This window comes from Streptomyces sp. NPDC006283, assembly GCF_040613325.1.
Classification (GTDB): Bacteria; Actinomycetota; Actinomycetes; order Streptomycetales; family Streptomycetaceae; genus Streptomyces.
Window position 1 is genome coordinate 1 of sequence record NZ_JBEXRZ010000227.1, and the last position, 11,638, is coordinate 11,638.

The 11,638-nt window shown below is 71.6% G+C and carries 14 protein-coding genes and 1 pseudogene; 3 read left to right on the top strand and 12 right to left on the bottom strand.

Annotated features, from left to right (window positions below; all coding sequences use genetic code 11):
* The 4 genes from ABZ070_RS30860 to aroH all read right to left on the bottom strand — a co-directional run.
* A partial coding sequence (locus ABZ070_RS30860; RefSeq protein ID WP_356638628.1) for a lysophospholipid acyltransferase family protein occupies nt 1-512 on the bottom strand: 512 nt, incomplete at its 3' end.
* Nucleotides 509-1,192, bottom strand: a complete 684-nt coding sequence (gene cmk / locus ABZ070_RS30865) for a (d)CMP kinase (RefSeq protein WP_356638629.1) — start codon at nt 1,190-1,192, stop codon at nt 509-511. The genes ABZ070_RS30860 and cmk, both read right to left, overlap by 4 nt.
* 215 nt (nt 1,193-1,407) lie before the next feature.
* Nucleotides 1,408-2,493, bottom strand: coding sequence for a prephenate dehydrogenase (locus tag ABZ070_RS30870; RefSeq protein WP_356638630.1), 1,086 nt, complete (start codon nt 2,491-2,493; stop codon nt 1,408-1,410).
* Entirely contained in the window at nt 2,490-2,852 is a 363-nt protein-coding gene (gene aroH / locus ABZ070_RS30875) for a chorismate mutase (protein ID WP_356638631.1), read from the bottom strand. Before aroH ends, ABZ070_RS30870 begins: the two co-directional genes overlap by 4 nt.
* Nucleotides 2,853-3,009: 157 nt before the next feature.
* On the opposite strand from aroH, the gene ABZ070_RS30880 reads away from it, so the two are divergent.
* The 3 genes from ABZ070_RS30880 to ABZ070_RS30890 all read left to right on the top strand — a co-directional run bounded on the left by ABZ070_RS30880 (nt 3,010) and on the right by ABZ070_RS30890 (nt 4,614).
* Nucleotides 3,010-3,339 carry a DUF952 domain-containing protein gene (locus tag ABZ070_RS30880; protein ID WP_356638632.1) on the top strand — a complete coding sequence of 110 codons (330 nt, stop codon included), beginning with the start codon at nt 3,010-3,012 and terminating at the stop codon, nt 3,337-3,339.
* Nucleotides 3,340-3,457: 118 nt separating this feature from the next.
* A complete protein-coding gene (locus ABZ070_RS30885) occupies nt 3,458-3,895 on the top strand; it encodes a Rieske (2Fe-2S) protein (RefSeq protein ID WP_356638633.1) in 438 nt (145 codons plus the stop codon).
* A gap of 38 nt (nt 3,896-3,933) precedes the next feature.
* Nucleotides 3,934-4,614, top strand: a complete 681-nt coding sequence (locus ABZ070_RS30890; RefSeq protein ID WP_356638634.1) for a nucleotidyltransferase domain-containing protein — start codon at nt 3,934-3,936, stop codon at nt 4,612-4,614.
* 2 nt (nt 4,615-4,616) lie between these two features.
* On the opposite strand, the gene ABZ070_RS30895 is transcribed toward ABZ070_RS30890, so the two are convergent.
* The 8 genes and pseudogenes from ABZ070_RS30895 to ABZ070_RS30930 all read right to left on the bottom strand — a co-directional run.
* Entirely contained in the window at nt 4,617-5,648 is a 1,032-nt protein-coding gene (locus tag ABZ070_RS30895) for an ADP-ribosylglycohydrolase family protein (protein ID WP_356638635.1), read from the bottom strand.
* Complete coding sequence (locus tag ABZ070_RS30900) at nt 5,645-6,421, bottom strand: NUDIX domain-containing protein (RefSeq protein ID WP_356638636.1); 777 nt, start codon at nt 6,419-6,421, stop codon at nt 5,645-5,647. The genes ABZ070_RS30895 and ABZ070_RS30900 overlap by 4 nt, the downstream gene beginning before the upstream one ends.
* Complete coding sequence (locus tag ABZ070_RS30905; RefSeq protein WP_356638637.1) at nt 6,418-7,488, bottom strand: AAA family ATPase; 1,071 nt, start codon at nt 7,486-7,488, stop codon at nt 6,418-6,420. The genes ABZ070_RS30900 and ABZ070_RS30905 overlap by 4 nt, the downstream gene beginning before the upstream one ends.
* Nucleotides 7,485-8,138, bottom strand: a complete 654-nt coding sequence (gene pnuC / locus ABZ070_RS30910) for a nicotinamide riboside transporter PnuC (RefSeq protein ID WP_356638638.1) — start codon at nt 8,136-8,138, stop codon at nt 7,485-7,487. The genes ABZ070_RS30905 and pnuC overlap by 4 nt, the downstream gene beginning before the upstream one ends.
* Before the next feature lie 172 nt (nt 8,139-8,310).
* A complete protein-coding gene (locus tag ABZ070_RS30915; protein ID WP_356638639.1) occupies nt 8,311-9,414 on the bottom strand; it encodes a pseudouridine synthase in 1,104 nt (367 codons plus the stop codon).
* On the bottom strand, nt 9,414-10,034 hold the full coding sequence (gene scpB / locus ABZ070_RS30920) for an SMC-Scp complex subunit ScpB (protein WP_356638640.1): 621 nt from the start codon (nt 10,032-10,034) through the stop codon (nt 9,414-9,416). Before scpB ends, ABZ070_RS30915 begins: the two co-directional genes overlap by 1 nt.
* Nucleotides 10,031-11,176: a segregation/condensation protein A gene (locus tag ABZ070_RS30925; protein WP_356638641.1), complete on the bottom strand. Its 1,146-nt coding sequence runs from the start codon at nt 11,174-11,176 to the stop codon at nt 10,031-10,033. Before ABZ070_RS30925 ends, scpB begins: the two co-directional genes overlap by 4 nt.
* Nucleotides 11,177-11,225: 49 nt before the next feature.
* A pseudogene (locus ABZ070_RS30930) lies at nt 11,226-11,638 on the bottom strand (hypothetical protein); the annotation flags it as partial.

The window sequence follows — 11,638 nt, forward strand, 5'->3', positions numbered from 1 at the left end:
ACCACGTCGACCTTGCTGCGCAGCGGAGGCAGCGCCCGTATCAACCGCCCGCGGCGCTCGGTGCTTCCCAGCACCGCGACCGGCACGATCGGGGCGCCGCCGCGCACCGCGAAGTATGCGAGCCCGGCGCGCAGTGAGGCGAAGTCGCCCTCGCCTCTGGTGCCCTCCGGGAAGATGCCGAGGACGCCGCCGTTCTCCAGCACACCGAGCGCGCTGGTGATGGCGGCGCGGTCGGCGGTCGTGCGGTCCACCTTGAGCTGCCCGATCCCGGTCAGGAACGGGTCCAGAGGACCGACGAACGCCTCCTTCTTGATCAGGAAGTGGACGGGCCGGGGCGCGGTGCCCATGAGCATCGGCCCGTCGATGTTGTGCGAGTGGTTCACCGCGAGGATGACCGGCCCGGCGGCCGGGACCTGCCACGCGCCCAGTACACGCGGCTTCCACAGCCCGTACATCAACCCGATGCCGATGCCCCGCCCGACGGCCGCGCCCTTCTGCGAGGGTACGGTCACTTGACGGCCCGCTTCTCCTCAACGAGGGTCACGACGCACTCGATGACCTGCTGAAGGGTGAGGTCGGTGGTGTCGACCTCGACCGCGTCGTCCGCCTTCGCGAGCGGCGAGGTCTTACGGCTGGAGTCGGCCGCGTCCCGCTTGATCAGGGCCTCGCGGGTGGCCGAGACGTCCGAGCCCTTGAGCTCGCCGCTGCGGCGGGCGGCACGGGCCTCGGGGGACGCGGTCAGGAAGATCTTCAGGTCGGCGTCGGGCAGCACGGTGGTGCCGATGTCCCTGCCTTCGACGACGATCCCCTTCTCCGCGGCCGCGGCGATGGAACGCTGCAGCTCGGTGATCAGGGTGCGCACCTCGGCGACGGCGCTGACCGCGCTGACCTTGGAGGTGACCTCCTGCTCACGGATGGGACCGGAGGCGTCGAGGCCGTCGACGGTGATCGTCGGCTTGGCCGGGTCGGTGCCGGACTCGATCACGGGCTTACCGGCTGCGCTGGCGATCGCGGCGGGGTCGGACACGTCGATGCCGTTGCTGATCATCCACCAGGTGATCGCTCGGTACTGCGCGCCGGTGTCGAGGTAGCTCAGGCCCAGCGCGGACGCGACGGCCTTGGAGGTGCTCGACTTGCCCGTGCCGGAGGGGCCATCGATGGCGACGATCACGGATTCCACGGTGTCGGACACCTTCCAGGTCGGTGGGAGTGGGTGGGCGGGAGCGCCGAATCACCCAGCACAAGGTTACCGAGTGCGGAACACCGCTTCTGCACCCCTCCGCCGAGGCCGGTCCCAGGGGCCGCCGGGCCCCTTTCGCAGGGGCGCCTCGGGACGGCGGTCGGGCGCTGCGCGAAGGCTGCACCCGACCGTCGGCCGCCGGCCAAGGCAGCTACCGGCGTCGTCGGCTACTGGCGGATCGACCAGCCCCGCTCCCGCAGGGCCGCCGTCAGGACCGTCGCCGCCGTGGGTTCGACCATGAGCTGGACCAGACCCGCCTGCTGCCCCGTCGCGTGCTCGATGCGGACGTCCTCGACGTTCACGCCGGCGCGACCGGCGTCCGCGAAGATGCGGGCCAGTTCGCCGGGCTGGTCGCTGATCAGCACCGCGACGACCTCGTACGCCGCCGGCGCCGCGCCGTGCTTGCCGGGTACCCGCACCCGGCCCGCGTTGCCACGGCGCAGGACGTCCTCGATCCCCTCGGCGCCGTCCTGGCGCTTGGACTCGTCGGCGGACTGCAGGGACCTGAGCGCACGGACCGTCTCGTCGAGGTCGGCAGCCACTCCGGCCAGCACATCGGCCACCGGGCCCGGGTTGGCGGACAGGATCTCCACCCACATCCGGGGGTCGGAAGCCGCGATACGGGTCACGTCCCGGATGCCCTGCCCGCAGAGCCGTACCGCGGTGTCGTCGGCGTCCTCGAGCCGCGCCGCGACCATCGAGGAGATGAGCTGCGGCGTGTGGGAGACGAGAGCGACCGCCTTGTCGTGGGCGTCGGCGTCCATCACGACGGGGACGGCCCGGCACAGGGCGACGAGCTCCAGCGCGAGGTTGAGGACCTCGGTGTCCGTGTCGCGGGTGGGTGTCAGCACCCACGGCCTGCCCTCGAAGAGGTCGGCGGTGGCCGCCAGGGGGCCGGAGCGTTCCTTGCCGGACATCGGATGGGTCCCGATGTAGCCGGACAGGTCGATGCCGAGCGCCTCGAGCTCCCGCCGCGGGCCGCCCTTGACGCTGGCGACGTCGAGGTAGCCGCGGGCGACGCCGGCACGCATGGCGTCGGCCAGCGTCGTGGCGACGTGCGCCGGCGGCACGGCGACGACGGCCAGGTCGACGCGCCCCTCCGGCTGCTCCTCCGTGCCCGCGCCGAGCGCGGCGGCGGTACGGGCCCGCTCCGGATCGTGGTCCGCGAGGTGCACGGCGACCCCGCGGCCCGCGAGGGCCAGCGCCGCGGACGTGCCGATCAGTCCGGTTCCGATGACGAGCGCGCTTCTCACTGGGCGATGTCCTTGCGAAGGGCGGCTGCGGCGCCGAGGTAGACGTGGGCGATCTCCGCCTTGGGCAGGTCGGACTCGACATGGGCGAGTATGCGCACCACCCGAGGCATGGCGCCGGCGATGTCCAGTTCCTGCGCGCAGATCAGCGGCACGTCGACGATGCCGAGCTTGCGCGCCGCGGCGGCCGGGAAGTCGCTGTGGAGGTCGGGGGTGGCCGTGAACCAGACGCTGATCAGATCGTCGGGGACCAGGCCGTTGCGCTCCAAAACGGCGGTGAGCAGCTCGCTGACCTGCTCGTCCATGTGTCCGGCGTCGTCCCTTTCCAGCTGGACGGCTCCACGGACCGCTCGTACCGCCACGTCGTGCTCCTTAGTGCTCACCTGAGTGTTTGCCAGTGCCTGCCTGCGCGGGTGCTCCGGGTTTCAGCGTAGTCAGCGCGCGGCAGGACGGCCGCGGCGACCGCCCTGCGAGACGGGGCGGGCAGCGGCCCGCCGTGTCTGCGTTACAACTGGGCCCATGATCTTCCATGTCGTACCCGCGGCCGATTGGACCGCCGCCCCCGAGCGGCCGTACGCCCCCGCATCGCTGGCCGCCGAGGGCTTTGTGCACTGCTCCGCCGACGAAGCCTCGGCGCTGGCCGTCGCGGACGCGTACTACCGCGAGGTGCCGGAGCTGCTGGTTCTCGTCATCGACGAGGCAGGTTTGGGGGCCGAGGTCCGCCGGGAGGGGACCGGGGGGCGGTTCCCTCATGTCCACGGGCCCGTGGAGCGGTCGGCGGTCCGGGCCGTGATGACGGTCCGCCGGGACGCGGAGGGCCGTCCTCATCGGCTCATCCCCTGGAACTGAGGGGGCGCACACCCGGTCGGCGGGCGGACACACTGCCCGGGTACTTCTTCTCCGCCGCTTCCCGGGTCAGGATGCTCGTGCCCGAGCGGATCGGGTTCCCGAGCTTGAGGAGACTGCCATGAGCACCCACCGGCGGACGGTCCTGGCGGCGGGCGCGGCGGGCGCCGCCGCCCTGGTGACGGGTTGCGGGGGCGGAGACGGTGGCGGGGACGCCCCGGCCACGCAGCCGCGGAGCACACAAGGGCGGGACGGCTCGCCCTCCCCCGCGGGCGAGGAACTCGCCACCACCGCCGACATCCCGGTCGGCGGCGGCAAGATCTTCGCCGACAGGAAAGTTGTCGTCACCCAGCCGAAGGCGGGTGAGTTCAAGGCGTTCTCCGCGGTCTGCTCACATCAGGGGTGCACGGTGGGGAACGTGACCGACGGCACGATCAACTGCACGTGCCACCACAGCAAGTTCAAGATCGCCGACGGCTCCGTCGTCGAGGGTCCGGCGACGAAGCCGCTGCCGCCGGAGCAGATCACCGTCTCGGGGGACTCGATCCGGCTGACGTAGTCCGAGGAGCCCGGGGCTCGTCACGTACCCTCTCGCGCATGAACCCCGAGACACTCGTACGCGACCACACGGTCTACTCCTGTGTCATGGGGTCGCGCGCCTTCGGGCTGGCCACCGACGACAGCGACACCGACCGGCGCGGGGTGTTCCTGGCTCCCACGCGGCTCTTCTGGGGGTTCGAGAAGCCGCCCACGCACATCGACGGTCCGGCCGAGGAGCAGTTCTCCTGGGAGCTGGAACGCTTCCTGGAGCTGGCTCTGCGCGCCAACCCGAACGTCCTGGAGTGCCTGCACTCCCCCCTCGTCGAGCACGTCGACGACACCGGCCGCGAACTGCTGTCCCTGCGCGGGGCGTTCCTGTCCCGCCGGGCGCACGAGACGTTCGTCCGGTACGCGACCGGCCAGCGCAGGAAGCTGGAGGCGGACGTGCGGCAGCACGGCGCGCCGCGGTGGAAGCACGCGATGCATCTGCTGCGGCTGCTGGCCAGTTGCCGTGACCTGCTGCGCACGGGTGAGCTGGTCATCGATGTGGGCGCGGACCGCGAACGGCTGCTGGAGGTCAAGCGCGGCGAGATGCGGTGGGAGCGGGTGGAGTCGTGGATGACCCGCCTCGCCGAAGAGGCGCACGCGGCAACCCTGGGTTCCCCCCTCCCTCCGGAACCGGACCGGGCCCGCGTGCAGGACTTCCTGGTGAGGACCCGGAGGGCGTCGGCCGGCTGAGTTCAAGCGTCCCAGAGCGCCCCCAGCGTCACGAGCTCCCCCCGGTACTCGATCCGGTCCGCCCACTGGCTGGGCCATGCCCCGGCCCCCAGGTGGGCGCCCGCGAAGGCGCCGGCGAGGCAGGCGATGGAGTCCGAGTCGCCCTTGGTGCACGCGGCACGGCGCAGGGCCGTCAGGGGTTCCTCGGGGAACATCAGGAAGCACAGCAGGCCCGTCGCGAGCGCCTCCTCCGCGATCCAGCCGTCGCCGGTGGCCAGACAGGGGTCGAGCTCCGGCTCCGGCGCGCGCAGCGCCGCGGTCAGCCGTTCCAGGATCTGCAGGCATTCGTCCCAGCCGCGCGCGATGAACGCCTCAGGTGTCGGGTCGTGCGCATACGTCCACAGGTCTCCGAGCCAACGGTGCAGATAGCGGCTGCGGTTCTCGTACGCGTACGAGCGCAGCTGTCCCACCAGTCCGGTCGGTTCGGCGCCCTGCGCCAGCAGGTACACCGCGCGGGCGGTGAGGTCGCTCGCGGCGAGCGCCGTCGGGTGGCCGTGGGTGAGTGCGGCCTGCAACTGCGCTGCGCCGGCGCGCTGTTCCTCGCTCAGTCCCGGGACGAGGCCGACGGGCGCGACACGCATGTTGGCTCCGCAGCCCTTGGAGTCGATCTGGCTGGCTTCCTGCCAGGGCCGGTCGCTGTCGAGTTTCTGGCAGGCGACGAGGCAGGTGCGGCCGGGGGCCCGGTTGTTCTCCGGCGAGTGGTACCAGTCGACGAACTCGTCGCGCACCGGCCGGACGAGCCGGGACGCGACGAGCAGGCCTCGGGACATCGCCGTACGGATGCCGCGCGCGAGGGCGAGCGTCATCTGGGTGTCGTCGGTGACGATCGCCGGCGTGGGCAGCTCCATCTGCCGCCACGGCCCGCACTTGGCCAGGATGGACGGCACGTCGTTGAACTCGGTCGGGAAGCCGAGCGCGTCGCCGAGCGCGAGCCCGGTCAGCGAGCCGGTGGCTGCCTGCTTGGTGATGGTCCTGGTGCTCCTCGTAGTGGTCATGTCTGCTGCCGTCCCTCCGGTCGCAGGAGTGGTGGGTGCAGGGCGGACGCGGCTCCCGCCCGGTAGAGCGCGGCGGGTTTCCCTCGACCGCCGGTGCGGCGCGGCTCGCCCTCGACGGCCTCGACGAAGCCGGGGGTGGCGAGGACCTTGCGCCGGAAGTTGGGACGGTCGAGTTCGACGCCCCAGACGGTCTCGTACACCTGCTGGAGCTCGCCGAGCGTGAATTCGCTCGGACAGAAGGCGGTGGCGAGACAGGTGTATTCGAGCTTGGCCCCGATGCGGTCCCGCGCGTCGGCGAGGATCCGGTCGTGGTCGAAGGCGAGCGGAGCGAGACGGGGGTCCCCCCGGCCGAGGTCCGAGGGAGGTGCGGCCGCCGGCAGCGGCGTCCACCGGGCACGCGCGGCGTCGCCGCCGCCGCGCGGCTCCGGCAGGTCCGGTACGAGCGCGGTGTAGGCGACGGAGACGACCCGCATCCTGGGGTCGCGGTCGGGGTCGCTGTACGTGCGCAGCTGTTCGAGGTGGAGGTCGGCGGCGGTCTGCTCCGTCAGGCCGGTCTCCTCGGCCAGTTCACGGCGGGCGGCCTGTTCGGCGGACTCCCTGGCCAGCAGGAAGCCGCCCGGCAGCGCCCAGACGCCCCGGTAGGGCTCCTGCCCGCGTTCGACGAGCAGGACCTGCAGCCGGCCCTCCCGAACGGTGAAGACGGCGAGGTCGACGGTGACGGCGAAGGGTTCGAAGGCGTACGGGTCGTAGCCCGCCGGGCGTGTCGCGCTCATGGTGTCTCCGGAAGAGGGTCGGCGAGGTCCCAGCCTTCGCCGATGAGTGCGTCGACGGCTGCGACGGCGGTGGCGAGCCGCCGCTCGTGCGGTCCGGTGAGTTCGACGGTGCGGCGGCCGGTGCGGGCCAGTTCCTCCCGGAAGCGGCCGGTCATCCAGGGCCGCAGGTGCTCTCCGTCGCGCAGGCCGTCGTCCTCGAAGCCGACGCCGGTGTGGTCGGTGAGCAGCCACAGGTGCTGTCTGCGGGGTTCGTGCGCGGCGGGGTAGAGGCCGCCCATGTAGCGCTCGTGCCAGATGGTGGTGGCGAAGGCGTCGGTGTCGCAGAAGACGACGGGCGACCCGGCCCGCGCCGCCTCCTCCTCCAGCTGTGCTTGCCGCCGTGCGATGAGCGGGAACTCCTTCGACGCGAACGTGACCTCTTCCCAGCTCGCGCCCGGGTGCAGTGTGCGCAGGGCGGTCAGCTTGTGCTCGCTGAACTCCCGCCCGTACTCCGGCACGTAGCGGGTCCGTGCCCATACCCCGCCGCGCCGCCGGTAGTGCTCGGCGAGGGCCCAGGCCATCGTGGTGGTGCCGGTGGACTCGGCGCCGAGGACGACCACGCGGCGGGCGAGCGCGGCGCGCACCGGCGGCTCGAGGAAGTCCCAGCAGCCGACGGGGTCCTTGCGCACGGCGGTCCCGGAGACGGGGAAGACACTGCGGCCGGGATCGACGCAGACGGACTCGGCGCCGAAGCGGCGGCCCAGCTCCTCTCCGTACGCCTCGGAGGTGAAGACGGCGTCCACGCGTCCGGGCACAGCGGCGCGGAAGACGGCCATGTGCGCGTCCCAGACGGCGGGGTCGTTCACGTCGACGGGGATGTCGTCGACCGTGCCGACGACCCGTACTCCAGGGTGCACTTCGCGCATCCACGCCACGCGGTCCTCGAGCGACAGCGACTCCACCGAGGCGGCGCACACGAGGACGGTGAGGCGCTCGCAGCGGTCGGCCGCGGTCCGTACGAGATGGTGGTGACCCGCGTGCGGCGGATAGAACTTGCCCAGCACCAGGCCGTGTCCGTAGCGCTTCATGCGCTCACCCCCACGGCGTCCGGCTGTCGTGCGGACACGTCGCGGGACCAGTTGCGCAGGCCGAGTACGCACAGGGTCATGAAGCCGACGTAGAGCAGGGAGGTGAGGTAGAGCTCCTTGTACGCGTACAGCGGTACGTACACCACGTCGGCGGCGATCCACAGCCACCACGACTCGACGCGCTTGCGGCACTGGCCGTAGGTCGCCATCAGGGACAGGGCGGTGGTCAGCGCGTCCCAGAAGGGGACGGTCGAGTCGGTACCCCGGTCGAGGAGAACGGTCAGCGCGAGGGTCCCCACCACCCCCGCCGCGAGCAGCCAGGTCCACTCGGTGCGGGTGGTGCGTCGCACCGGCAGAACGGCAGAGCCTGGGCCACCCCCGTGGGTCCAGGTCCACCAGCCGTACACGGCGAGGGTGATGAAGACGACCTGCAGGCCTGCGTCGGCGTACAGGCCCGCTTGAGTGAAGAGCAGGATGAAGAAGACGTTGTTCGCGATGCCGATCGGCCAGTTGGCCATGTGCTGACGCGCTACGAGCCATACGCAGAGGGCACCGCTGCCGAAGCCGAGGAACTCGGTCCAGCTCACCGGGGTTTCGAGCACGGTGAACAGGGGCTGCTGCAGGGGCTGAAGAAAATCCGCGAGACTCACGCCGACTCCTTAATAGTCATCCTGACTATAAAGCGGATCCGGCGGTCGCCACAAGCCCGCAAGGCGGCGAAGAGCCCGTGACCTGGGACAGGTCACGGGCTCTTTCTGGGCGTATGTTCCCCTACGGGCCGGTTTCCCGGCACCCCTGCAGGCCGACTCCGCAGGCCGCCTCCTACAGGCCGACTTCCTTCATCAGCATGCCGACCTCGGTGTTGGTCAGTCGCCGCAGCCAACCGGACTTCTGGTCGCCGAGCGAGATCGGCCCGAACGAGGTCCGCACCAGCTTGTCGACCGGGAAGCCCGCCTCGGCGAGCATGCGGCGCACGATGTGCTTGCGGCCCTCGTGGAGGGTGACCTCGACGAGGTAGTTCTTGCCGGTGTTCTCGACCACGCGGAAGTGGTCGGCCCTGGCGTAGCCGTCCTCGAGCGGGATGCCGTCCTTGAGACGCTTGCCCAGTTCACGCGGCAGCGGCCCCTGGATGGCGGCGAGGTACGTCTTCTTCACCCCGTACTTGGGGTGAGTGAGGCGGTGGGCCAGCTCGCCGTGGTTGGTGAGCAGGATGATGCCCTCGGTCTCCGTGTCGAGCCGGCCGACGTGGAACAGACGGGTCTCGCGGTTGGTGACGTAGTCGCCGAGGCACTGACGACCGTCGGGGTCCTCCATGGTGGAGACGACTCCGGCGGGCTTGTTCAGCGCGAAGAAGAGGTGCGACTGGGTCGCGACGGTCAGACCGTCGACCTTGATCTCGTCCTTCTCGGGGTCGACGCGGACGCCCTGCTCGATGACGATCTTGCCGTTGACCTCTACACGGCCGGCGTCGATCAGCTCCTCGCAGGCCCGGCGCGAACCCATGCCGGCGCGGGCGAGCACCTTCTGCAGCCGCTCCCCCTCCTGGTCACCGAAGGTCTTGGGGGTCCTGATCTCCGGCTTGTTCGCGTAACGCTCGCGGTTGCGCTCCTCGGTGCGGGCGTCGTACTCACGCGAACGCGCGGGAGCGGTGCGGCCGCCGCCGCGCTGGGGCGACTGCCTGGGGCCGCCCTTGGCTCCGCCGCGGGCCGCGCCGCCGCGCCCCTTCTTCGGCGCCTCCGGCGAGCCGCCCACGTCGTAGCGGCGCTCCTCGGGACGGGGCTTGCCCGCGCGCTTCTGCTTGTCGTCGCGGCTGTTGCCGGCACCCCTGTAGTTGCCGCGCCCGCCGCTGTTGCCGCGGCCGCCGCTGTTGCCACCACGGCTCCCGCCGTTGTTTCCGCTGCTGTTCCTGCCGCTGCTGCTTCGCATCAAAATTCCGTCTGATTGTTTGAGTGTCTGTCTGCGTCGTCTGTGTCCGGAGCGTCCGGATCGAACGACGGAACGCCTTCCTGCGTCTCGGCCTCGATCGCGTCCGCCTCCGGTAGGAAGGGCGCGAGCTCCGGAAGCTCGTCCAGGCCCCGCAGGCCCATCCGCTCCAGAAAGTAGTTCGTCGTCCTGTACAGGATCGCACCTGTTTCGGGTTCCGCGCCCGCCTCCTCCACGAGACCCCGCTGAAGGAGGGTGCGCATGACGCCGTCGCAGTTCACTCCGCGCACCGCGGAGACCCGTGACCGGCTCACGGGCTGCCGGTACGCGACGACCGCGAGAGTCTCCAGGGCGGCCTGGGTGAGCCTCGCCTGCTGCCCGTCGAGCACGAAGCGCTCCACGGCGGCGGCGTGCTCCGGGCGGCTGTAGAACCGCCAGCCGCCCGCGACGAGCCGCAGCTCGAAGCCGCGGCCCTGCACGGTGTACTCGTCCGCGAGCTCGCGCAGCGCGTCCGACACCTGCCGTCGCGGGCGCTCCAGCACCTTGGCGAGGTGCTCCTCGGTGGCCGGCTCGTCGACGACCATGAGAACGGCCTCGAGGGCCGGCTTGAGGTCGTCGCTCATGGCTTCTCCTCCACGACTTGATCGAATTCGTCGGTCACCGTCACCGATTCGGCTTCGGCGCCGGCCCAGACCACCGTCAGCTCCCCCAGCGCCTCGTCCTGGTCCAGCGCGACGGCCTTCTCACGGTAGAGCTCCAGCAGGGCGAGGAAGCGGGCGACGACGGTCAGGGTGTCGTCGACGCCTTCCGTCAGCTCCCGGAAGGTGGCCCGGCCGCGTTCCCTCAGCAGCCCGACGACGACGCCGGCCTGCTCACGGACGCTGACGAGCGGCGCGTGAATGTGGTCCACGTACACCTGGGGTTTCGGCTTGGGCTGCATGGCCTTCACCGCGAGCCTGGCGAAGCCCTCCGCCCCGATGCTGATGACGACGTCGGGCAGCAGCTCGGCGTGATGCGGCTCGAGCCCGACGGTACGCGGGAACCTGCTGGCCTCCTCGTCCAGCCGCCCGGCGAAGATCTCGGCGATCTGCTTGTACGCGCGGTACTGGAGCAGCCGCGCGAAAAGCAGGTCCCGCGCCTCGAGCAGCGCGAGGTCGGCCTCGTCCTCCACCTCGGCGGCGGGCAGCAGCCGGGCGGCCTTGAGATCGAGCAGCGTCGCTGCGACGACGAGGAACTCGGTCGTCTGGTCGAGATCCAAGTCCGGCCCCATCGCGCGGATGTACGCCATGAACTCGTCGGTGACCTTGGAGAGGGCAACCTCGGTGACGTCGAGCTTGTGCTTGGAGATGAGCTGCAGCAGCAGATCGAAGGGGCCTTCGAAGTTCGCCAGCCGCACCGTGAAGCGCCCGTCCCCCTCGGGGGGCCCGCCACCGCCGGGCACCTCCGCCTCGCTCGTGCCCCCGGCCGGGGCGTCCTCGGCGTCGACGACGCCGGGCTCAGTGTCCGGGGCCGCCGCCGCCTCCCCGTCGGCGTCCGGGGCCAGGGCCGCCGCCACGTCCCCTTCGCCGTCGTGGGACGCGCGGCCCTGGGCGCCCACGGGCTCTCCCTGGGACGCACGGTCGTCGAAGTCCCGGGGTTCGCCCTCGGTTTCCGTTCCCACCGCGCCGCCGGGCGCAGGGGCGGCCTCCGCCGGCGGCGACGTGCCCGGGCCCCGCCCCAGGGCGCGGCGGCGGGAGGTGCGGGCCGGGTCGTCGTTCGGGGGCATGTGGGTCCAGGGGGGGCGGGAGGGACAGGCGCGCCCGCAGGCTATCCGGTCAGCGACCCCGCAGGCGTCTCACGAGGATGCTCGCGTCGCCCCGCTGCTCCAGGTCCGCGAGGACCACCGCCACCGCCTCGCGGACGATCCGGCCGCGGTCGACGGCCAGGCCGTGCTCGCCGCGCAGGACGAGCCTCGCGTGCTCGAGGTCCATGAGTTCCTCGGCGGATACGTAGACCGTGATCTTCTCGTCGTGGCGTTCCCGCCCACTGGGCCTGCGGTTCGCGCCACGGCCCCGCCGTCGGGGCGCGGCCTCCTGGGTGCGGCGTGCCTGGGGCGGCGTCGCGGCCCCGGAGCGCAGCGCGTTGTAGAGCCTGAGACGGCACGACGGCATGTACAGGCACTCCCTGCCCAGGCGGCGGCGCATCAGCTCCTCGAGTGGTGCGTACGCCTGCGGGCAGCCCTCCCCAA

Bases quoted from the DNA above. Each gene is read 5' to 3' on its own strand.
- ABZ070_RS30915 (WP_356638639.1), bottom strand. From the start codon at position 9,414: ATGCGAAGCAGCAGCGGCAGGAACAGCAGCGGAAACAACGGCGGGAGC.
- ABZ070_RS30885 (WP_356638633.1), top strand. From the start codon at position 3,458: ATGAGCACCCACCGGCGGACGGTCCTGGCGGCGGGCGCGGCGGGCGCC.
- ABZ070_RS30890 (WP_356638634.1), top strand. From the start codon at position 3,934: ATGAACCCCGAGACACTCGTACGCGACCACACGGTCTACTCCTGTGTC.
- ABZ070_RS30925 (WP_356638641.1), bottom strand. From the start codon at position 11,176: ATGCCCCCGAACGACGACCCGGCCCGCACCTCCCGCCGCCGCGCCCTG.
- ABZ070_RS30900 (WP_356638636.1), bottom strand. From the start codon at position 6,421: ATGAGCGCGACACGCCCGGCGGGCTACGACCCGTACGCCTTCGAACCC.
- scpB (WP_356638640.1), bottom strand. From the start codon at position 10,034: ATGAGCGACGACCTCAAGCCGGCCCTCGAGGCCGTTCTCATGGTCGTC.
- ABZ070_RS30880 (WP_356638632.1), top strand. From the start codon at position 3,010: ATGATCTTCCATGTCGTACCCGCGGCCGATTGGACCGCCGCCCCCGAG.
- ABZ070_RS30895 (WP_356638635.1), bottom strand. From the start codon at position 5,648: ATGACCACTACGAGGAGCACCAGGACCATCACCAAGCAGGCAGCCACC.
- ABZ070_RS30905 (WP_356638637.1), bottom strand. From the start codon at position 7,488: ATGAAGCGCTACGGACACGGCCTGGTGCTGGGCAAGTTCTATCCGCCG.